Here is a 20,007-nt window from a genome sequence, read left to right on the forward strand (position 1 = left end):
TGCCTTTCGTGGTGCAGGTCAGCCGGTGGTCCGGGTCGCCGGTGAGACGCAACGCGCAGGCGCGCAGGGGTGGTTCGGGGCGGTTGAGGTCGAGGTCGAGGTCGAAGAGGAGGGTCTCGCTCGACATGCCGTTGGACTCGGGCACGGACACCCGGGGTTGCCCTGGCGCCGGGCAGGCGGGTGTCGAGGCAGGCGGTGAGGCGGTGGGCGAGCTCTTCCGGGTCTCGGGTGGTGGTGCGGGGCGGGGGCGCCGTGGCTGTCGTCGAACTCCCTTCGCCAGGGGCAGGGCGTGAACTGACGCCCGATTCCCCGGGGCGGTGACCCTCGTGGCATTTGTGCCGTTGGCCGGTCATGACCGCCTTGCATGAAGCGATCGGCCGGCGCCGACGCACGCTTTACGTTCCCGCTTCCGGAGAATCGGTTCAGCAGGTGGCGCAGGCCGCTGACCAGCTGGGGCTGCGCCCGTCGGATCCGCCGATCTACCGGGCGATGATGCGGGCCTGGGCGGGCCGGGGTCTGACGCTGCCGGGGCGCCGGGATCCGGAGTGGGCGCGGCTTGCGGCGCCGATCGTGCGTACGGGGCAGTTCGGTTCGACGACGCCGTTCAGCGCGCACCCGGTGCAGCAGTCTCCGGGCGGGCAGGGGACGTACGGCGGCGGGGAACCGTATCGGAGTGGGGGCCCGCATCTGGGCCGGGAGCAGCAGCGCGGCGGCGAGCCGTATCAGGGTGGGGAGCCTTACCGGGGCGGGGAGCCGCAGCGCGCGGGTGCGGTGCGGGCTGCGCTGCCTGCGGGGGCGGAGCGCTGAGCCGCGCCGGGCGGGGCGGGGCTCCGGCCCCGACCCTCGCCTGCCCGCGCCGCCCTCCCTCCCGCCTTCCCCTCGGCCCGGCCTACCGCGACTCCGGGCCCATCAAGTGCCGGGCGATCACGACGCGTTGGATCTGATTTGTGCCCTCGACGATCTGCAGGACCTTCGCCTCGCGCATGAGGCGTTCCACCGGGAAGTCGAGCGTGTAGCCGTATCCCCCGAGGACCTGGACGGCGTCCGTGGTGACGTGCATCGCGGCGTCCGTGCAGAACAGCTTGGCCATGGCGGCCTGCCGGGAGAACGGCCGGCCGGCGTCGCGCAGCCGGGCCGCCGAGAGGTAGAGGGCGCGGCCGGCCTCGATCTGCGTCGCCATGTCGGCCAGCATGAAGCGCAGGCCCTGGAAGTCGGCGATGGGGTGGCCGAACTGGCGGCGGTCGAGTGCGTAGGCCGAGGCCTCGTCGAGGGCGGCCTGGGCGACGCCGATCGCGCAGGCGGCGATGCCGAGGCGGCCGGAGTCGAGGGCGGAGAGGGCGATGGCGAAGCCCTGACCCTCCTCGCCGATGCGGCGGTCGTCGGGGACCCGCACGCCGTCGAAGTGGAGCTGGGCGGTGGGTGAGCCCTTGAGGCCCATCTTCCGCTCGGGCACGGCGGCGGTCAGCCCTTCGGCGTCCCCCGGGACCAGATACGCGGTGACCCCCTTGGGGCCTTCGCCGCCGGAGCGGGCCATGACCGTGTAGAAGTCGGCGATGCCGCCGTGGGTGATCCAGGCCTTGCCGCCGTCGATCACCCAGCCGTCCCCGTCCCGCACGGCCTTGGTGCGCAGCGAGGCGGCGTCGGAGCCGGAGGCGGGCTCGGAGAGGCAGTACCCGCCGAGGAGTCCGCCGCCGAGTATCGCCGGGAGGTGCTCGGCCTGCTGCTCCTTCGTGCCGTATCCCGCGAGGGCGTGGGCGGCGAGCGTGTGCACGCTGACGCCGAGGCCGACGGTGAGCCGGGCGGCGGCGAGCTCTTCGAGGACCTGGAGATAGACCTCGTACGGCTGGTCACCGCCGCCGAACTCCGAGTCGTACGGCAGGCCGAGCAGGCCGGACTCGGAGAGCAGCGTGAAGACCTCGCGCGGGAACTGCGCGGCGTCCTCGCCTTCGGCTGCGGCCGGGGCGATCTCGCGGTGGGCGATCTCGCGGACGAGCGCGAGGAGGTCGCGGGCCTCCTCCGTGGGCAACTGACGCTCCACCTGCTGGTGCGGCGCACGGTCCGACATGTCGTCGCTCTCCTCCCTGTCGGGCACTGCGGCGGTCGCGTCGGGTGGGTGCCGCCGGAGTTCTGACTACCCGGCCAAGGGCGGCGATCCGGGTCGCGAATCGCGGCCCGCACACGGCCGTTGGAGCGAGTATGCCCGATGAATGGCCGCACGTCACCAGGTTCACGACCGTTCACTTCACTTCTCTCGTGAATGTGTGTGCGTACCCCATAAACAGCCCCTTCGAGGGCCGGAGACCCTTCACCCGCGCGTTCACCCGCGCGCGCAAATTGGTCCGAACCATTGACCGCACTGGTCTAGTCCTTCTACTGTTCCGGCGAACGCCTCACCGCGTTCATGTCAATTCCGGCGCCTCGTCCCGCCCCTCGGGGACCCGCGCCCAGCGCAAGGTCAACAGCAGTTCCTCCCTCCCCCACGAGGAGACACCATGCTCAGACCGCACCGCCTCCGCACCCGTACGCGGGTGCTGCTCGCCTCGGTCTGTTGTGCCGTGCTCGGCGGCGGCCTGCTCGCAGGCGCAGGCGCCGCGGGCGCCGCCCCGACCAGCCCCGAGGACGCCGCCGGAGAGAAGGCCGCGGCCGGCTCGAAGGTCGTCGGCTACTTCACCGAATGGGGCGTGTACGGCCGCAACTACCACGTGAAGAACATCGACACGTCGGGCTCGGCGGCCAAGCTCACGCACATCAACTACGCCTTCGGCAACGTCCAGGGCGGCAAGTGCACGATCGGCGACGCCTACGCCGCGACGGACAAGGCGTACACCGCCGAGCAGTCCGTGGACGGCAAGGCCGACACCTGGGACCAGCCGCTGCGCGGCAACTTCAACCAGCTGCTCAAGCTGAAGGCCAAGTACCCGGACCTGAAGGTGCTGTGGTCCTTCGGCGGCTGGACCTGGTCCGGCGGCTTCACCGAGGCCGCGAAGAACCCCGAGGCGTTCGCCCAGTCCTGCTACGACCTGGTCAACAACTCCAAGTGGGCCGGTCTCTTCGACGGCATCGACATCGACTGGGAGTACCCCAACGCCTGCGGCCTGACCTGCGACACCAGCGGGCGTGCGGCGTACAAGGACCTGATGGCCGCGATGCGCGGCAAGTTCAAGGACCAGCTGGTCACGGCAGCGATCCCGGCCGACGCCTCCGACGGCGGCAAGATCGACGCGGCCGACTACGCGGGCGCGGCGCAGTACGTCGACTGGTACAACCCGATGACGTACGACTACTTCGGCGCCTGGGACGCGCAGGGCCCGACCGCACCGCACTCGCCGCTGAGCAAGTACGACGGCATCCCCAAGGACAGCTGGAACGCCGAGGCGACGATCGCGAAGCTCAAGGGGCTCGGCATCCCGTCGGAGAAGCTGCTGCTCGGGGTCGGCTTCTACGGGCGCGGCTGGACCGGCGTCACGCAGAAGGAGCCGGGCGGCACGGCCACGGGCCCGGCGGCCGGCAAGTACGAGCAGGGCATCGACGACTACAAGGAGCTGAAGACCAAGTGCCCGGCGAACGGCACGGTCGGCGGCACCGCGTACGCCCACTGCGGCAACAACTGGTGGAGCTACGACACCCCGGAGACGCTCGCCGGGAAGATGGCCTACAAGGACAGGGAGGGCCTGGGCGGCACGTTCTTCTGGGAGCTGAGCGGCGACACCGCGGACGGTGAGCTGATCAAGGCGCTCAACTAGGGCCTGGGATCTGCAGGAGCCTGTGTTCCACAGGAGCCTGAGTTCCACTGGAGCCCGGGTTCCACGCCGCGGGTGGCCCTGGACGGCAACCGGCCCGCGGCGGGAGTCGGCGGGGCGGAGGGCCTGGTGCCCTTCGCCCCACCGGCATGCGTGACGCTCCGGTTACAGCAGCCCGGCCTGTGTGACGAACATGGCGAGGACGACCACCAGGGTCCAGCCCAGGGCGTGCTCCAGGATCTTGGGGCCGTCGTCCTTCGGGCCCCCGGTGCGCAGCCGGGCGCGGGCGTCTTCGACGGTGGTAGCAGTCGCGGTCATGGCAGTCTCGCTCACGAGTGGTACGGCAGTGGCGTCCCCCCACTGGCCGCCCAGGGTGCCAGGAGAGGCCGCCACCCCGTTAGGACGTACATCACGCACATCACGAACATCGCGAACATCGCGAACATCGCGACCCCGGCGGTGCAGTCGCCACTTCGGCTGCGCGAGCCGAGCCGAGTCGGATCGGCTCGGCTCGGCTCGGATCGGATCGGATGGAACCGGATGGAACCGGATGGGATCGGTTCGGACCGGACCGGACCGGACCGGATCAGCGCACCCCCACCGCCCGTAGCGCCCTGACCTGGGCGCCGTTCAGGCGGGCCGGGAAGTACAGGTAGCAGACCCCGCCCGTGCCCGAGACCACCTTGCCGTCGGCGTTGTAGCGCTTGGTGCGGAGCCAGATGTTCTCCCACTCCCGGCGCTTGTAGACGCGGCGGACCGCCTCGTTGTCGTCCGATGCCGGGTCGTTGGCGATCACGTCGCCGCTCTTCGTGAAGCCGATCACCGTCATCAGGTGCCCGGCCGTGCCGTATCCGGCGCCGGTCAGCTCCTTCTCCAGGAACGACTGGGACGTGATCACGGGGATGCCCGCGGCGATCAGCGTCTCCACGTCAGTGAGCGAGCCGAGCCGGGTGACGACGGCCTGCATGTCGTCGTACGTCGCGGCGTAGGCGGCGTTGAACGGCCAGTTGCCGCAGCCCTCGTACTGGTAGTCGTACGTGAAACGGGCCGCGTGGCAGACCTGCGGGTCGGCGAAGTCCGGGTTGACCCAGGCCAGTTGCTCGGCGGTGGGCTCCCGGCCCCAGTACTCCAGGATCATCTGCGAGGAGGTGGGGCTGCACCAGGCCTCGCCGCCGTTGTCGTACTCCGGGTACTGGCCGATGTGCGTGTTCTGGGAGTAGCGCGGGACCTTCAGCTCCTCGGCGAGGCCCGGCTCGGACGCGGGCACCGTGAAGCGGTCCGGGACGTCCGAGCCCATCGCGCCGAGCCGCCACACGCGCGGCGAAGCCGTCGAGCCGGGCTTGCGGTACAAGGTCAGGCGCAGCTGGTACGAGACGAGCCGCAGGCCCTTGGACGGGTCGTCGACGGAGAGCGTGTCCGTCCACACGGATGTCTTGCCGTCCTTCTGGTCGTCGACGGAGGTGCGCCGGATCGTGTCGGTGTCGCCCTCACGGTCGTCGCCGGCGGTCCAGCGGCCCATCACGTACCAGGGGCTGCGCTTGCCGTTGCTGTACGTGGCGCGCAGCTCGGTCTGCAGCCAAGTCCCGGACGGCGTACGGGCGTTCCACGACGCGATGGCCTCGGTGGCGGGCACGGAGAGCGCGTGCGCGGGGCTCGTCCAGACCGCGTACTCCCAGTTCGCCGTGCGGCCGGTGTGCGGGTCGGCGTACTCGACGGTGCCCGCGGGGGTGCCGATCTCGATGCCGGGGCGGGTGGCGGCGACGGCCCGCGTGCCGTGGTGGGTGCCTCCGCTCCAGTGGGCGTACGAGGTCCAGAAGCGGTTGTCGACCAGGCGGACCGGGGCCTTCCCGGGCGGGCGGTTTCCGGTGGGGTCGTTTCCGGTGGGACGGTTTCCGGTGGGGCCCCTTAAGGCTCCGGTGTCGGCGGCGGCCGCCGTCGCGGCGACGGCTCCGCCCGCCGCGACCGCCACCGCGGCGGCGAGCACGGATCTGCGGGTGGCGGAGCGGAGTGAGCTGGGTGATCTGGGTGAGCTGGGTGATCGGGAGGTGTCGGTCATGGTGTGTGGGGCCCCCAGAGACGGCGGAAACATGACAACGACGCCCACTATCTCCGCAGACGACGGCCCGTGCCAGCACTTCGGTACGTGTGCCCGCGGCAATATTGGCGTGGACCACTGGAACGGGCCGCACGCCCCGGCCTGCGGCCGCCGTAGCCTGGAGGCGATGAACGACCACGCCGAGCTCACTCCCCTCACTCCCCTCACCCCCGTCACGCCCCGCACGCCCCGCACGCCCCTCACCCGCCTCGCCGGCACCCTGCGCACCCTGCCGCCGTCCTGCGGGCCGGTCCGGCTCGTCGCGGTCGACGGGCACGCCGGCTCCGGCAAGTCGACCTTCGCCGACCGGCTCGCCGCGGCACTCGGCGGGGCGCCGGTGCTCACCCTCGACCACGTCCGCAGCCACGCCGAACTCTTCGACTGGACCGACCGGCTCCGGCAGCAGGTGCTCGACCCGCTCGCGCAGGGGCGCACGGCGCGCGTCCCGGCGTACGACTGGAACACGCGCCGCTTCGACACCGAGATGCGCCTTCCGGCGGCGCCGGTCGTCCTGGTCGAGGGCGTGGGCGCCGGGCGGCGGGAGCTCAGGCCGTGGCTGGCGTGGCTGTGCTGGATGGACATGGCGCACGGCGAGGCGTGGGCGCGCGGGCGCGGGCGGGACGGTGCGGCGCAGCACGCCTTCTGGGACGGCTGGGAGCGGGCGGAGCGGCAGCATTTCGCCGGAGATCCCACACGGCCCTGCGCGGACACCTTGGTACGGCAGGGACCGGAGGGATACGCGGTACTGCCGGGACACCGGGCAACACGGCCGTCACCCCAAGCCGTCACGCACCGTGAGGACCCGTCGGCGATGCGCCGAGCCTCGGAAAACCCCTTCCACCAGAACCCCAACTCTGCTTGACCCAAAGGCCGTACAGGACTTACGTTCTCAATGTGCGGTTCTTCGGACCGCCCCGCAGACGCGAAGCCCCCGGTTGTTCCCCCGTGATCGGGGGCTTCGTTCTGCCCTTTGCCCCCTTTCGCGACCGCAGCGGAACGCAGGGCGATCACCCTCGGTCACCGCGAGCGCCGTCGCCCGCCGCTCCCCCAAGCCCCCAAGTGCCCCTGCCCGGGGGCCTCTTCGGGCCGCCGAGTCCGTCCGCACCCTTCGGTCGGCGGCTCCTGCGCAGGTACGATGCTCAGCGGTGCGAGACCTGGGCCCGGCGGCACGTCACAGGCACGGTTGCGGGGGGTTGTGGGGTACGGAATGGACTTCGGCACGCAGGGCGCGTCCGGCGCATCGGCCCCGGCCGACCTGGCCTGGCTGCGGGGCGTGGACGCGTACACCATGGGGGCCTATCCGCAGGCCGAGGACGAGTTCCGGGCCGCCGTCCGCCTCGACCCCGGCATGGCCGACGGCTGGCTCGGCCTGCACGCCCTGCGCACCGACACGACCACGGCGCTCCTGCACATGCACCGGCACCGCGACCGCTTCGGCGAGCAGCGCGCCCGCCACCGCCGCACCCTCAACTCCTGGTACTGGCTGGGCTGGTGGGTCCAGCCCGTCCTGGAGTCCGGCCGCGACCTGCTGCTCGCGCACGCCTCGCACTGGCTCGACGGCCGGCACGTCCCCGAGCTCGACCGCGCCCTCGCCGGCCTCCCGCCGATCGACGCCGACCCCCAGGTCCGCTTCCTGCACGCCTGCCGCGCCTATCTCGTCAAGGACTGGGACCAGCTCGTACGCCACACCGAGCCGCTGACCGCCGACCCGGTGCTCGGGATCGAGGCGGGCCTCTTCGGTGGGATGGCCCGGGTCCGCCTGGAGATGTACGGACAGGCCGAACCGCTGCTCTCCGCCGCCCTGATGCGCTGCCGCAGCGAACAGCCGCAGCGCAAGGAGCTGCGCTACTGGCTGGCCCGCGCGCACGAGGGCACCGGCCGCAGCGCCGCCGCGCTCCCCCTGTACCGGGCCGTGCACCGGGTCGACCCGTCGTTCATGGACACCTCGGCGCGGCTCGCGGCGATCGCCGAGTACGACGGCTTCGAGGGCGGCGACGACGACGGCGGCCTGGCGCCGGTCACGTTCACCGGTCCCGGCCAGGACACGGCGGACGTGCCTCAGGCGCTGGACTACGGGGCCGACGGGCTGGACGTGAAGATCGGCCCGGGGAGCCCTGGAGGCCCTGGGAACCCTGGAAGCCCTGGGGCCCCGGGCAGCCCGGAGAGCCCGAAGCCGGACGGTTCGGCCCCGGCCTCCCCGCCCGCCCCGCACCGCCACAAGGCCGTACTCCCCGTACCCGGGGCGCAGTTGCCCGCCGGACCCGCCGATCCCGTACTCCTCCAGGAGGCGCTGGCCGAGCTGGAGCGGATGGTCGGGCTCGAACCCGTGAAGCGGCAGGTCAAGGCGCTCTCCGCGCAGCTGCGGATGGCCCGGCTGCGGGCCGGCCAGGGGCTGCCCGTGCAGCCGCCGAAACGGCACTTCGTGTTCTCCGGCCCGTCCGGCACCGGCAAGACCACCGTGGCCCGTATCCTCGGCCGGGTCTTCTACGCGCTCGGGCTGCTCGGCGGCGATCACCTGGTGGAGGCCCAGCGCGCGGATCTCGTCGGCGAATATCTGGGCCAGACCGCGGTCAAGGCCAACGAGCTGATCGACTCCGCGCTCGGCGGCGTGCTGTTCCTCGACGAGGCGTACGCGCTGTCCAACTCCGGCTACAGCAAGGGCGACGCGTACGGCGACGAGGCGCTGCAGGTGCTGCTGAAGCGGGCCGAGGACAACCGGGACCACCTGGTGGTGATCCTCGCCGGCTACCCGGAGGGCATGGACCGCCTCCTCGCCGCCAACCCCGGCCTCTCCTCCCGCTTCACGACCCGCGTCGACTTCCCCTCGTACCGCCCGCTCGAACTCACCGCGATCGGCGAGGTGCTGGCCGCGGAGAACGGGGACGTGTGGGACGAGGAGTCGGTCGAGGAGCTGAAGTCGGTCAGCGGGCATGTGGTGGACCAGGGGTGGATCGACGAGCTGGGCAACGGGCGGTTCCTGCGGACGCTGTACGAGAAGTCGTGCGCGTACCGGGACTTGCGGTTGTCGGGGTACCCGGCATCCCCCACGCGGGACGAGCTGGCGACGTTGCGGTTGCCGGACCTCATGCAGGCGTACGGGGAGGTGCTTGCGGGGCGCCCACCGGGGCCGTCGCCCCGCTGAGCCCCTGGGGGCTCCGCCCCCGGCCCCCGCTCCTCAAACGCCGGAGGGGCTGAAAGATCAGCCCCTCCGTGGACAGAACACCTAGCCCGCCAGCGCCTCCACCCCTCTCTCCCCGCGCGGCTCCCCCACCCGCACCAGCGGCACCGCCCGGTGCGCAGGGTCGCGGACCTCGCCGACCAGCAGCTCCAGTACGTCCTCCAGGGCGACCAGGCCCAGGACCCGGCCCGAGGCGTCCGCGACCTGCGCGAGGTGCGTGGCCGCGCGGCGCATCACCGTCAGGGCGTCGTCCAGCGGGAGTTCGGCGCTGAGCGTCGGCAGCGGGCGCCAGATCTGCTGCGGTACCGCCCGCTCCGGGTCGTCCAGGTCGAGGACGTCCTTCACGTGCAGGTAGCCCATGAACGCACCGCCCTCCGCGCACACCGGGAAGCGCGAGTAGCCGGTGCGGACCGTCAGCTCCTCGATCCGGTGCGGGGTGACGGACGGGTCCACGGTGACCAGCGCGGCGCGCGCCAGCAGGACGTCCGTGACCGGGCGGGAGCCGAGTTCGAGCGCGTCCTCCAGGCGTTCCTGCTCGGCCGGTTCGAGGAGTCCCGCCTGTCGGGAGTCCTCGACGAGCTGCCCCAGCTGCACGCTGGTGAAGACCGCCTCCACCTCGTCCTTCGGGTCGACCCGGAACACCTTCAGGACCAGCCGGGCGCACGACCCGAGTCCGGCCGTGACGGGGCGGCAGAGGCGCGCGAAGGCGACCAGTCCCGGGCTGAGCCACAGCGCGGTCTTCTCCGGCGCCGCCATCGCCAGGTTCTTCGGCACCATCTCGCCGATGACGAGGTGCAGGAAGACGACGACGGCCAGGGCGATCACGTACCCCAGCGGGTGGATCAGCGGCTCCGGGACGTGCGCCGCGTGGAAGACGGGCTCCAGGAGGTGCGCGACCGTCGGCTCGGCGACCGCGCCGAGCGTCAACGAGCAGACGGTGATGCCGAACTGGGCCGCCGCCATCATCTGCGGCAGGTTCTCCAGGCCGTACAGGACCTGCTTGGCCCGGTTGCCGTCGAGCGGTTCGATCTGGCTGCGCCGGACCGAGACGAGCGCGAACTCGGCGCCGACGAAGAAGCCGTTGCCGAGCACGAGGAGGACGGCGAAGAGGAGTTGCAGCAGGCTCATCGGACCGCCTCCGCAGTCGGGGGACGACCGGTCGTGGCCGGAACAGCGGCGGGCACAAGGCCGGTGCGGACGAGGCGGACGCGCTCGGCGCGGTAGTGGTCGACCTGGCGCACGGCCAGCTGCCAGCCGGGCAGTTCGGCCCGGTCGCCGGGGACCGGGATCCGGCCGAGGAGGTCGGCGACGAGCCCGGCGACCGTCTCGTACGGGCCCTCGGGCGCTTCGAGGCCGATCCGGAGCAGGGTGTCGAGGCGGCAGCCGCCGTCGGCGTCCCAGGCGGGTCGGCCGTCCTCGGCGGGGGCGGCGGCGAGTTGGGGCAGGTCGTGCACGTCGTGCTCGTCGCGGACCTCGCCGACCAGCTCCTCGACGATGTCCTCCAGGGTGACGACGCCGGCGGTGCCGCCGTACTCGTCGACGACCACGGCCATCGGCTGCTCGCTGCGCAGCCGCTCCAGGAGGGGCTGTACGGGCAGGGTCTGCGGGACGAGCAGCGGCGGCACCGCTATCCGGCCGACCGGGGCGCGGTGCCGTTCCCGGGCGCGTACCGCGAGGGCGTCCTTGAGGTGGACGACGCCGATGATTTCGTCGATGCGTTCGCGGTAGACGGGGAAGCGGGACAGGCCGGTGGCGCGGGTGAGGTTGACGACGTCGGCGGCGGTCGCCGAGGCCTGCAGGGCGCAGACCTTCACGCGCGGCGTCATCACGTGCTGCGCGGTGAGCTCACCGAGGGAGAGGGTGCGCACGAACAGGTCGGCGGTGTCCTCCTCCAGGGCGCCTGCCTCGGCGGAGTGCCTGGCCAGGGAGACCAGCTCGTCGGGGGTCCGGGCGGAGGCCAGCTCCTCGGCGGGCTCGACGCCGAAGGCCCGTACGAGACGGTTGGCGACGGCGTTCAGGCCGGCGATCACCGGGCGGAAGAGCCGGGCGAAGGCGTGCTGCGGTCCGGCCACGAACCGGGCGACCTGCATGGGCCGGGAGACCGCCCAGTTCTTCGGGACGAGTTCGCCGATCACCATCTGCACGGCGGAGGCGAGCAGCATGCCTATGAGGACGGAGACGCCCGGTACGGCGCCGTCCGGCAGGCCGACCGCGGTGAGTGGCCCGGCGAGGAGCTGGGCGAGGGCGGGCTCGGCGAGCATGCCGACCACCAACGAGGTCAGGGTGATGCCGAGTTGGGTGCCGGAGAGCTGGAAGGACAGCTCGCGCAGGGACTTCACGACGCGGCGGGCCCGCCGGTCGCCTTCGGCTGCGGCGCGCTCGGCGTCGGCGCGCTCGACGGTGACGAGGCCGAACTCGGCCGCCACGAAGAAGCCGTTGGCGAGGATCAGGAGGAAGGCCGCCGCGAGAAGCAGCAACGGGATGGTCATGCCGCCGCCTGCCGGGAGGGGGCGGCGCAGGTACTACAGGACGATCCGTCCATTGCCGGAGTAAGTCACTCCTCGGGTCGCAGGAAAGCCCCGCGGCCGGGACGGGCCCGGGGTGTGTGGTGCGGGGCGGGGCGCGCTGGGGTCGCCACCCGCACCAGAGTAGTCAAGAAGGCCACGGGTGGTGCAGGGCTTGGAGCCCGGCGGTGCGGGGCTCCTGCCCCGCACCGTGGCAGGTCATGCGGGGCGCCCGCAGGATGTGTGTGCGGAGCCCGTTCAGGTGACGGCGCCGCGGGCCTCGGCGAGGGCCCGCAGCGTACGGGCGTCGCGGATGGCCTGCGCCTTGGCGATGCCGGGCTGGATGCCCATGGCGGGCAGGCTGGTGCCGTCGCTCAGGTCGAGGAACACCCAGGCGTCGCCGGGGCGCAGGTTGACCCGGACGATCTCCGCCCAGTCCAGGGTGCGGCTGCCGGCGAGGTTGACGACCGTCACGCCGGACTCGTCGGCCACCACCTTCGGGCGGCTGAGCAGCACGAGCACGCCGAGGAACAGCGCGGCCGTGAAGACGAAGCTGGCGCGTTCCCCGGGCGACAGGGTCTCCAGGAGCAGGGCGATGGTCGTGATCACCACGAACGCCGTGACGCCGACGGTCAGCAGCACCGCGCGGGTGCGGCCGGGCCGGAACGTGACGGGCAGGGTGGGCATTTCGGACATGTGCGGACCCGTCAGCGGTATCAGAGGCGGTTGTCGGAAGCGGTCGTCAGAAGCGGTGGTCAGAGACAGCCGTCAGAGGCGGCAGGCGTGGATGGCCGTGGTGAGGATGGCCCGCGCGCCCAGGTGGTAGAGGTCGTCCATGATCCGCTGGGCGTCCCGCGCGGGGACCATGGCGCGGACGGCGACCCAGCCCTCGTTGTGCAGCGGCGAGACCGTCGGCGACTCCAGGCCCGGGGTGAGGGCGACGGCCTTCTCCAGGTGCTCGGCGCGGCAGTCGTAGTCCATCATCACGTACGTCCGGGCGACCAGGACGCCCTGGAGGCGGCGCAGGAACTGCTGGACCTTCGGGTCGTCGCCGTCGGTGTCCTTGGCGCGGATCACGCAGGCCTCGGAGCGCATGATCGGCTCGCCGAAGACTTCGAGGCCGGCGTTGCGCAGCGAGGTGCCGGTCTCGACGACGTCCGCGATGGCGTCGGCGACGCCGAGCTCGATGGCCGTCTCCACGGCGCCGTCGAGGTGGACGACGGAGGCTTCGATGCCGCGCTCGTCCAGGTACTTGGCGACGATGCCCTCGTACGAGGTGGCGATGGTGCGGCCCGCGAGGTCCGCGATGTCCTTGACGGCGCCGGGCCGGGAGGCGAAGCGGAACGTGGAGCGGGCGAAGCCGAGCGGCAGGATGACCTCGGCCCGGGCGCCGGAGTCGATCAGCAGGTCCTCGCCGGTGATGCCGATGTCGAGCTTGCCGGAGGACACGTAGATCGCGATGTCCTTGGGGCGCAGGTAGAAGAACTCGACCTCGTTGTCCGGGTCGACGGTGACAAGTTCCTTGGACTCCTTGCGCTGCCGGTATCCGGCCTCATGGAGCATCTCCGACGCAGGTCCTGACAGTGAACCCTTGTTGGGGACGGCGATGCGCAGCATGAGGTCGGCTTCCTTTGCGTGTGGCGGTACGGGGCGGAGCGAGGGGATGTCAGAGGTTGGCGTAGACGTCGTCGAGGGAGATGCCGCGGGCGACCATCATCACCTGTACGTGGTACAGGAGCTGGGAGATCTCCTCGGCGGCAGCTTCCTTGCCCTCGTACTCGGCAGCCATCCAGACTTCGGCGGCCTCCTCGACGACCTTCTTGCCGATGGCATGGACGCCCTTGTCGACCAGTTCGGCGGTGCGGGAAGTGGCGGGGTCGCCCTCGGCGGCCTTCTGCTGGAGCTCGGCGAAGAGCTCCTCGAACGTCTTCTTGGACATGGTGAGCCTTACTCTACGCGGCCCGTCCCCTGCGCTCAGCGCCAGGGCTCGGAGACGGAACGGAGGGTGGTGGCGGTGGCGACGGCGGCGGTGACGGCCTCGTGGCCCTTGTCCTCGCTGGAGCCCTCGATACCGGCGCGGTCCAGGGCCTGCTCCTCGGTGTCGCAGGTCAGCACGCCGAAGCCGACGGGGACGCCGGTCTCGACGGAGACCTGGGTGAGGCCGTTGGTCACGCCCGCGCAGACGTAGTCGAAGTGCGGGGTGCCGCCGCGGATGACTACGCCGAGGGCGACGACCGCGTCGTAGCCGCGCTCCGCGAGGACCTTGGCGACGACCGGGAGCTCGAAGCTGCCGGGCACGCGGAGCAGGGTCGGCTCGTCGATGCCGAGCTCGCGCAGGGCGCGCAGGGCGCCGTCGACGAGTCCGTCCATGACCTGCTCGTGCCACTGGGCCGCGATCACCGCGACTCGCAGGTCGCTGCAGTTCTCCACGCTCAGTACGGGTGCGCCCTTGCCGCTCACGTCTCTCCTCGGGGTGTGCTGTCCGGTGTCTTACGGGTTGCTCGTCTTACGGGTTGTTCGTCTTACGGGTTGCTGGTGCTGCTACTGCGCGTCGAGCCAGGGCAGTTCGTGGCCCATGCGGTCGCGCTTGGTCTGCAGGTAGCGCAGGTTGTGCTCGCCCGCCTGTACGGGCATCGGCTCGCGGCGGGTGACCTTGAGGCCGTGGGCGGTGAGGGCCTGGCTCTTGTCGGGGTTGTTGGTGAGCAGGCGCAGGCTGCGTACGCCGAGGTCGGCGAGGATCTGCGCGCCCGCGGCGTAGTCCCGCGCGTCGGCGGGCAGGCCGAGTTCCAGGTTGGCGTCGAGGGTGTCGCGGCCGCGCTCCTGCAGGGCGTACGCGCGCAGCTTGGACAGCAGGCCGATGCCGCGCCCTTCGTGGCCGCGCAGGTAGACGACGACGCCGCGGCCCTCCTCGGTGATGTGCCGCATGGAGGCCTCCAGCTGGGGCCCGCAGTCGCAGCGCAGGGAGTGGAAGACGTCGCCGGTGAGGCATTCGGAGTGGACGCGGACGACGACGTCCTCGCCGTCGCCGATCTCGCCCTGGACGAGGGCGACGTGCTCGACGCCGTCGACCGAGGAGCGGTAGCCGTACGCGGTGAACTCGCCGTGGGCCGTGGGGAGTTGGACCTTGGCCTCGCGGTGGACGGCCGGTTCGCCGGAGCGTCGGTAGGCGATCAGGTCCTCGATGGAGATGATCGTCAGGCCGTGCTTGCGGGCGAACGGGATCAGCTCGGGCAGGCGGAGCATCGTGCCGTCCTCGCCGGCGATCTCCACGATGGCACCGGCCGGGCGCAGGCCCGCGAGCCGGGCGAGGTCGACGGCGGCCTCGGTGTGGCCGTTGCGGACGAGGACGCCGCCTTCGCGGGCGCGCAGCGGGAAGATGTGGCCGGGGCGGACGAAATCGCCGGGCTGCGCGTGACCGTCGGCGAGGAGTTGCAGGGTGGTGGCGCGGTCGGCGGCGGAGATGCCGGTGGTGACGCCGTGCGCGGGGCCCGCGTCGACGGAGACGGTGAAGGCGGTCCGCATCAGCTCGGTGTTGTGCTCGACCATCTGCGGGAGTTCGAGGCGGTCGAGCTCGTCGCCCTCCATGGGCGCGCAGATCAGGCCCCGGCACTCGCTCATCATGAACGCGATGATCTCGGGGGTGGCCTTCTCGGCGGCGACGATCAGGTCGCCCTCGTTCTCCCGGTCCTCGTCGTCGACCACGACGACGGGGCGGCCCGCGGCGATGTCGGCGATGGCCTGCTCGATCGGGTCGAGGACCAGGCTCTCCGCGTCCTCGCGGTCGTACCAGGCAGGTGCGGTGCTCATGCCGTTGCTCCTTCCAGGGCGGGTGCCGTCACGCGGGAGCGCAGCCACCAGTCGCGCATCCCCCACAGGACGAGGGCGAGGTAGATCACGTAGACCAGGCCGGAGAAGGCGAGGCCGCTGTTGAAGGCGAGGGGGACGCCGACGAGGTCGACGAGGAGCCAGGCGAACCAGAACTCCACCAGGCCACGGGCCTGGGCGACCATCGCGACGAGGGTCCCGACGAAGATGTACGCGTCCGCCCAGGGGCTCCAGGACAGGGACGGGTAGGCGGTGAAGAGCCCGCCGACGGCGAGGGTGCCGACGGCCGCGGCGGCGAGGAGTGCGCCGCGCTCCTTCCAGGTGGCGAACCGTACGGCGATGGTGCCGTCCTGGGCCTGCTGCCTGCCGCGGCTCCACTGCCGCCAGCCCCACAGGGCGACGCCGATGACGAGCAGCTGCTTGCCGACGCCGCCGGAGAGCTGCGCGGAGGCGTACGCGCCGACGAGGATCAGGCCGGACAGGAACTGGGCGGGCCAGGTCCACACCGAGCGGCGCCAGCCGAGGGCGAGGGCGGCGAGGCCGATGGTGTTGCCGATCATGTCGGACCAGATGACGTGCTGGCCGAAGGCGCTGAAGGCCTCGGCGTGCAGCCAGCTCAGGGCGCTGGTGCTCACTTCGCCGCCTCCGCGGCCCGGTCGCCGAGGAGGCGTTCGACGTACTTGGCGATGACGTCCACTTCGAGGTTGACCGGGTCGCCGGGCTGCTTCAGGCCGAGCGTGGTCAGGGCGAGGGTGGTGGGGATGAGGCTGATGGTGAAGGAGGCGGGCCCGGCGTCGACGACGGTGAGGCTGACGCCGTCGACGGTGATGGAGCCCTTCTCGACCACGTACCGGGAGAGCTGGGCGGGCAGCGAGACCTTCACGATCTCCCAGTTCTCGGACGGCTTGCGCTCCTCGATCGTCCCGACGCCGTCCACATGCCCCTGCACGATGTGGCCGCCGAGCCGGGCGCCGACCGCCGTGGGCCGCTCCAGGTTGACCCGGGAGCCCTCGCTCAGCGCGCCGAGGCTGGAGCGGTTCAGCGTCTCGGCCATTACGTCGGCGGTGAACTCGTCGCCCTCGTGCTCCACGACGGTGAGGCAGACCCCGTTGACGGCGATGGAGTCGCCGTGCGCGGCGTCCTGCGTGACGACGGGGCCGCGCAGACGGAAGCGGGAGGCGTCGCCGAGGTTCTCGACGGCGGTGACCTCACCCAGCTCTTCGACGATTCCGGTGAACACTTCAGCGCTCCTTAGGGGAGGAGGGGACGGCGGGAACGGAAGGTACGGCGGGTACGGCGGGTACGGCAGGAACGGCAGGTACGGCGGTGATGCGCAGATCGGGGCCGATGCGGACGGTCTCGGTGATGTCGAGCCGCAACGCGTCGGCGATGGTGCCGATTCCGGCCTCGCCGAGTGCGGCGGGGCCCGCGCCGAGCAGGACGGGCGCGAGGTAGCCGACGACGCGGTCGACGGCCCCGGCGGCGGTGAACGCACCGGCGAGGGTGGGCCCGCCTTCGAGGAGTACGGAGCGGACGCCGCGGGCGTGGAGGGCGGCGAGGAGGGACGGGATGTCGATGCCCCGGCCGCCCTTCGCCCGCGGCAGCATCCAGTGCTCACCGGCCCCGGTCTCGACGAGCAAGTCGACGTCCAGGTCCTCGGCCACCACGACGAGGGTCTCGGCGGCGCCGTCCAGGACGCGGGCTCCGGGCGTGACGGACCCGGCCTCGGTGTCGACGACCACCCGCAGCGGCTGCACCGCCCCCTCGATCCCGCGCACCGCGAGATGCGGGTCGTCGGCGCGCTGCGTACCGGAGCCGACGACGACGGCGTCCGACTCGGCGCGCAGCCGGTGGACGTCGGCGCGGGACTCGGGCGAGGTGATCCAGCGGCTGCTGCGGTCGGCGGCGGCGATGCGGCCGTCGAGGGTCGCGGCGTACTTCCAAGTGACGTACGGGCGGCCGGACTTGGCGGCGCTCAGCCAGGCGATGTTGCCCGCGCGGGCCTCGTCCTCCAGGAGTCCCTGCTCGACGTCGACGCCGAGTGCGCGCAGGGTGTCGGCGCCGCCGGTGGCGGTGGGGGTGGGGTCGCTCACGGCGTACACGACGCGGGCGATACCGGCGTCGAAGAGGGCTTCGACGCAGGGCCCGGTGCGGCCGGTGTGGTTGCAGGGTTCGAGGGTGACGACGGCGGTGCCGCCGCGGGCCCTGCCTGCGGCGGCGCGCAGGGCGTGCACCTCGGCGTGCGGTCCGCCGGCGCGCTGGTGGTAGCCCTCGCCCACCACGGTTCCGGCGGTGTCGAGGATGACGCAGCCGACGACCGGGTTGGGGCTCGTGGCGCCGAGTGCGCGCGCGGCGAGCGTGATCGCCTGCCGCATGGCGGCTGCTTCGGCTGCGGTGGCCACCGGGTCCTCCTGCCTCTTCGGGCACGGACTCCGGGGCTGTCGATGTCGACAGTTCTGACGGGCGAGGAACGCTGAGCACCGGGGACGCCGGACGACGGCCGTCCTGACTCAGGACGGACCGACGGCGCGGCATACACGGATGTGCCTGCCCGCCGCGCACTGCCTCCCATCCGGACTTTCACCGTCGGTGCAGGAATTTCACCTGCTCAACCGGCCACTGGATGCGGACGGGTCGCGGACTGTTACCGCCGGTTCGGAATTACACCGACCCCGGAGTGCGCTGCTGCTGTTACCCGGTCAGTGTGCCACGGCTGATCGTCACCCATGCGGGCGACCGCCTGTGGGCTGGCTCACAGTGCCGGGAAGTCGCGACTTCGCCAGATCGGACAGATCCGACCCGATTCCGGGCACAGCGGTCCGGGCCTGACCCCGGCGGGGGCTCTGGCACGCTGTCGCCCGTGACGACGACGCCCGCGCTCGCTGCCGAGTTCGAGACCCATCGGCCCCGCATGTTCGCCCTCGCCTACCGGCTGCTCGGCTCCGCCGAGGAGGCCGACGACGCGGTGCAGGACGCATATCTGCGCTGGTCGGGTGCGGTACGTGCGGATATCAGGGAGCCGGCGGCGTGGCTGGCGAAGGTCGTCACCAACCTCTGCGTCAACCGGCTGACGTCGGCGCGCGCCCGCCGCGAGGAGTACGTCGGGCCGTGGCTGCCCGAGCCGGTGGTGACCGGGGCGGGCGCGCTCGGGCCCCTCGACTCTGCGGAGCAGCGGGACTCGGTGTCGACGGCGCTGCTCGTGCTCCTGGAACGGCTGACCCCGGCGGAGCGCGCGGTGTACGTGCTGCGGGAGGCGTTCGCGTACCGCCATCGGGAGATCGCGCAGGTTCTGGAGGTGACGGAGGCCAACGCGCGGCAGCTGTACGGCCGGGCGGTGCGCCGGGTGGCGGCGCGGACGCCGCGGTTCGTGCCGCGTCCCGAGCAGCAGCGCGGGCTCGTGGAGTCGTTCATCGCGGCGGCGCGCGAGGGCGATGTGGCCGGTCTGGAGAAGCTGCTCGCGGACGACGTGACCTGGTGGGGCGACGGCGGCGGCCGGATCACGGCGGCGCGGCGGCCGATCGTGGGCCGCGAGAAGGTGCTGCGGTTCCTGGCCGGTTCGGCGGAGCGGTTCCTGGTCGGCGTCGAGCTGGAGTCCGTGGAGGTCAACGGCTGGGCGGCGCTCGTGGCGTACCTGGGCGGCGAGCTGATGGCGGTGGCCTCGTTCGACGTACGGGACGGGGTGATCGCCGACGTGCGGGTGGTGGTCAACCCGGACAAGCTCACGTTCGTACGGCGGCAGCTGGAGGCGCCTGGCCGCGGCTGAGGTTTTTCCGGCGCGGCTGTCACATCCGGGCGCGCTCGCCGGTTCTCAGCTGGTGACGGGCGCTCCACCCGGGGGCGCCCCGACCCGAAGGGACCGAACGACCATGACCACGATCCTGGTGACCGGTGGCACCGGCACCCTCGGCCGGTTCGTCATCGAGCGGCTGCGGGCGGGCGGCGGGCACGAGGTGCGGGAGCTGAGCCGCCGCTCCGAGCAGTACCCGGTGGACCTCCGCACCGGCGCGGGCCTCGCGGACGCCGTCGCCGGGGCGGAGGTGATCGTGCACTGCGCGTCGACGCCGAAGGCCGGTGCGGACGAGGTGGCCGCGCGCCACCTGATCGACGCGGCCCGCTCGGCCGGAGTGCGGCACCTGGTCTACATCTCGATCGTCGGCATCGACCGGGTGCCGCTGCCGTACTACCGCACGAAGCTCGCGGTGGAGCGGCTGATCGAGGAGTCCGGGCTCGGCCACACCGTGCTGCGGACGACCCAGTTCCACGACCTGGCCCTGACCTTCGCCCGCGGCCTGACGAAGCTCCCGGTGGCGCTCGTGCCGACGGGGGTGCGGCTGCAGCCGATCGCGGTGGACGAGGTCGCGGGGCGGCTGGTGGAGCTGGCGCTGGGCGAGCCGGTGGGGCATGTTCCGGAGATGGGCGGGCCGGAGGTGCTGAGCCTGGACGCTGTCGTACGGGCGTATCTGCGGGCGTCCGGCAAGCGCCGCCCGGTGCTCGGCGTCCGGCTCCCGGGGCGGCTGTCCGGCGCGTTGCGGGCGGGCGGTCTGCTCACGCCTTCGAACGCGGTCGGGAAGGGGACGTTCGAGGAGTTCCTGGGGCGGGGCTGACTCTCCCGCTCCTCAATCGCCGGAGGCTGATTTTCAGCCCCTCCGGCGATTTCAGCCCCTC

General features: G+C 72.2%; 19 protein-coding genes, 1 pseudogene and 1 riboswitch. Of the genes and pseudogenes, 6 read left to right on the forward strand and 14 right to left on the reverse strand.

Going from position 1 to position 20,007, the window contains the following annotated elements:
- Window positions 1-31: 31 nt before the first annotated feature.
- Window positions 32-353: pseudogene (locus tag QIS99_RS10800) on the reverse strand (hypothetical protein); the annotation flags it as partial.
- A gap of 76 nt (window positions 354-429) precedes the next feature.
- Here QIS99_RS10800 and QIS99_RS10805 point away from each other — a divergent pair.
- On the forward strand, window positions 430-807 hold the full coding sequence (locus QIS99_RS10805; protein ID WP_282512832.1) for a hypothetical protein: 378 nt from the start codon (window positions 430-432) through the stop codon (window positions 805-807).
- Window positions 808-889: 82 nt separating this feature from the next.
- Here the strand turns inward: QIS99_RS10805 and QIS99_RS10810 are convergent, their stop codons facing one another.
- Window positions 890-2,065, reverse strand: a complete 1,176-nt coding sequence (locus QIS99_RS10810; RefSeq protein WP_282512834.1) for an acyl-CoA dehydrogenase family protein — start codon at window positions 2,063-2,065, stop codon at window positions 890-892.
- Window positions 2,066-2,492: 427 nt separating this feature from the next.
- Between QIS99_RS10810 and QIS99_RS10815 the strand changes: the two genes are divergently transcribed.
- Entirely contained in the window at window positions 2,493-3,743 is a 1,251-nt protein-coding gene (locus QIS99_RS10815) for a glycoside hydrolase family 18 protein (protein WP_282512836.1), read from the forward strand.
- Window positions 3,744-3,905: 162 nt separating this feature from the next.
- On the opposite strand, the gene QIS99_RS10820 is transcribed toward QIS99_RS10815, so the two are convergent.
- Together QIS99_RS10820 and QIS99_RS10825 are read right to left on the reverse strand one after the other, a co-directional pair.
- Entirely contained in the window at window positions 3,906-4,073 is a 168-nt protein-coding gene (locus tag QIS99_RS10820; protein ID WP_408909526.1) for an SCO1431 family membrane protein, read from the reverse strand.
- 253 nt (window positions 4,074-4,326) lie between these two features.
- On the reverse strand, window positions 4,327-5,796 hold the full coding sequence (locus QIS99_RS10825; protein ID WP_282512838.1) for a peptidase C39 family protein: 1,470 nt from the start codon (window positions 5,794-5,796) through the stop codon (window positions 4,327-4,329).
- A gap of 166 nt (window positions 5,797-5,962) precedes the next feature.
- Here QIS99_RS10825 and QIS99_RS10830 point away from each other — a divergent pair, with 166 nt between their 5' ends.
- A complete protein-coding gene (locus QIS99_RS10830; RefSeq protein WP_282512840.1) occupies window positions 5,963-6,697 on the forward strand; it encodes a uridine kinase family protein in 735 nt (244 codons plus the stop codon).
- 345 nt (window positions 6,698-7,042) lie between these two features.
- Window positions 7,043-8,977 (forward strand): AAA family ATPase, encoded by a 1,935-nt coding sequence (locus QIS99_RS10835; RefSeq protein WP_282512842.1) that lies wholly within the window; start codon window positions 7,043-7,045, stop codon window positions 8,975-8,977.
- Window positions 8,978-9,058: 81 nt separating this feature from the next.
- Here the strand turns inward: QIS99_RS10835 and QIS99_RS10840 are convergent, their stop codons facing one another.
- The 10 genes from QIS99_RS10840 to ribD form a co-directional block, all read right to left on the reverse strand.
- Window positions 9,059-10,141, reverse strand: a complete 1,083-nt coding sequence (locus QIS99_RS10840) for a hemolysin family protein (protein WP_282512844.1) — start codon at window positions 10,139-10,141, stop codon at window positions 9,059-9,061.
- Window positions 10,138-11,502 carry a hemolysin family protein gene (locus QIS99_RS10845; RefSeq protein WP_282512846.1) on the reverse strand — a complete coding sequence of 455 codons (1,365 nt, stop codon included), beginning with the start codon at window positions 11,500-11,502 and terminating at the stop codon, window positions 10,138-10,140. The genes QIS99_RS10840 and QIS99_RS10845 overlap by 4 nt, the downstream gene beginning before the upstream one ends.
- Before the next feature lie 273 nt (window positions 11,503-11,775).
- Window positions 11,776-12,213, reverse strand: coding sequence for a PH domain-containing protein (locus QIS99_RS10850; protein ID WP_282512848.1), 438 nt, complete (start codon window positions 12,211-12,213; stop codon window positions 11,776-11,778).
- A 72-nt stretch (window positions 12,214-12,285) separates the two neighbouring features.
- Window positions 12,286-13,134, reverse strand: a complete 849-nt coding sequence (gene hisG, locus QIS99_RS10855; protein ID WP_282512850.1) for an ATP phosphoribosyltransferase — start codon at window positions 13,132-13,134, stop codon at window positions 12,286-12,288.
- A 49-nt stretch (window positions 13,135-13,183) separates the two neighbouring features.
- The gene (locus QIS99_RS10860; protein WP_282512852.1) at window positions 13,184-13,456 is read right to left on the reverse strand and encodes a phosphoribosyl-ATP diphosphatase; all 273 of its coding nucleotides are present in this window, start codon (window positions 13,454-13,456) and stop codon (window positions 13,184-13,186) included.
- A gap of 35 nt (window positions 13,457-13,491) precedes the next feature.
- A complete protein-coding gene (gene ribH / locus QIS99_RS10865; protein WP_282512854.1) occupies window positions 13,492-13,977 on the reverse strand; it encodes a 6,7-dimethyl-8-ribityllumazine synthase in 486 nt (161 codons plus the stop codon).
- 81 nt (window positions 13,978-14,058) lie between these two features.
- Window positions 14,059-15,324 (reverse strand): bifunctional 3,4-dihydroxy-2-butanone-4-phosphate synthase/GTP cyclohydrolase II, encoded by a 1,266-nt coding sequence (locus tag QIS99_RS10870; protein WP_282512856.1) that lies wholly within the window; start codon window positions 15,322-15,324, stop codon window positions 14,059-14,061.
- On the reverse strand, window positions 15,321-15,962 hold the full coding sequence (locus tag QIS99_RS10875) for a nicotinamide mononucleotide transporter family protein (protein WP_408909530.1): 642 nt from the start codon (window positions 15,960-15,962) through the stop codon (window positions 15,321-15,323). The genes QIS99_RS10870 and QIS99_RS10875 overlap by 4 nt, the downstream gene beginning before the upstream one ends.
- Before the next feature lie 11 nt (window positions 15,963-15,973).
- A complete protein-coding gene (locus QIS99_RS10880) occupies window positions 15,974-16,582 on the reverse strand; it encodes a riboflavin synthase (protein ID WP_282512858.1) in 609 nt (202 codons plus the stop codon).
- 1 nt (window position 16,583) lies between these two features.
- Window positions 16,584-17,744 (reverse strand): bifunctional diaminohydroxyphosphoribosylaminopyrimidine deaminase/5-amino-6-(5-phosphoribosylamino)uracil reductase RibD, encoded by a 1,161-nt coding sequence (gene ribD, locus QIS99_RS10885; protein WP_282512860.1) that lies wholly within the window; start codon window positions 17,742-17,744, stop codon window positions 16,584-16,586.
- A gap of 152 nt (window positions 17,745-17,896) precedes the next feature.
- A riboswitch (FMN riboswitch) is annotated at window positions 17,897-18,027 on the reverse strand.
- Between the two features lie 175 nt (window positions 18,028-18,202).
- On the opposite strand from ribD, the gene QIS99_RS10890 reads away from it, so the two are divergent.
- Together QIS99_RS10890 and QIS99_RS10895 are read left to right on the forward strand one after the other, a co-directional pair.
- Entirely contained in the window at window positions 18,203-19,105 is a 903-nt protein-coding gene (locus QIS99_RS10890) for an RNA polymerase sigma-70 factor (RefSeq protein ID WP_282512862.1), read from the forward strand.
- Between the two features lie 103 nt (window positions 19,106-19,208).
- Window positions 19,209-19,946, forward strand: coding sequence for an SDR family oxidoreductase (locus QIS99_RS10895; RefSeq protein WP_282512864.1), 738 nt, complete (start codon window positions 19,209-19,211; stop codon window positions 19,944-19,946).
- The last annotated feature ends 61 nt before the right edge of the window (window positions 19,947-20,007 follow it).

It is taken from the genome of Streptomyces solicavernae (assembly GCF_029968095.1).
GTDB classification, from domain to species: Bacteria; Actinomycetota; Actinomycetes; order Streptomycetales; family Streptomycetaceae; genus Streptomyces; species Streptomyces solicavernae.

Bases quoted from the DNA above. Each gene is read 5' to 3' on its own strand.
- QIS99_RS10810 (WP_282512834.1), bottom strand. From the start codon at position 2,065: ATGTCGGACCGTGCGCCGCACCAGCAGGTGGAGCGTCAGTTGCCCACG.
- QIS99_RS10815 (WP_282512836.1), top strand. From the start codon at position 2,493: ATGCTCAGACCGCACCGCCTCCGCACCCGTACGCGGGTGCTGCTCGCC.
- QIS99_RS10825 (WP_282512838.1), bottom strand. From the start codon at position 5,796: ATGACCGACACCTCCCGATCACCCAGCTCACCCAGATCACCCAGCTCA.
- QIS99_RS10830 (WP_282512840.1), top strand. From the start codon at position 5,963: ATGAACGACCACGCCGAGCTCACTCCCCTCACTCCCCTCACCCCCGTC.
- QIS99_RS10835 (WP_282512842.1), top strand. From the start codon at position 7,043: ATGGACTTCGGCACGCAGGGCGCGTCCGGCGCATCGGCCCCGGCCGAC.
- QIS99_RS10840 (WP_282512844.1), bottom strand. From the start codon at position 10,141: ATGAGCCTGCTGCAACTCCTCTTCGCCGTCCTCCTCGTGCTCGGCAAC.
- QIS99_RS10845 (WP_282512846.1), bottom strand. From the start codon at position 11,502: ATGACCATCCCGTTGCTGCTTCTCGCGGCGGCCTTCCTCCTGATCCTC.
- QIS99_RS10850 (WP_282512848.1), bottom strand. From the start codon at position 12,213: ATGTCCGAAATGCCCACCCTGCCCGTCACGTTCCGGCCCGGCCGCACC.
- hisG (WP_282512850.1), bottom strand. From the start codon at position 13,134: ATGCTGCGCATCGCCGTCCCCAACAAGGGTTCACTGTCAGGACCTGCG.
- QIS99_RS10860 (WP_282512852.1), bottom strand. From the start codon at position 13,456: ATGTCCAAGAAGACGTTCGAGGAGCTCTTCGCCGAGCTCCAGCAGAAG.
- QIS99_RS10870 (WP_282512856.1), bottom strand. From the start codon at position 15,324: ATGAGCACCGCACCTGCCTGGTACGACCGCGAGGACGCGGAGAGCCTG.
- QIS99_RS10895 (WP_282512864.1), top strand. From the start codon at position 19,209: ATGACCACGATCCTGGTGACCGGTGGCACCGGCACCCTCGGCCGGTTC.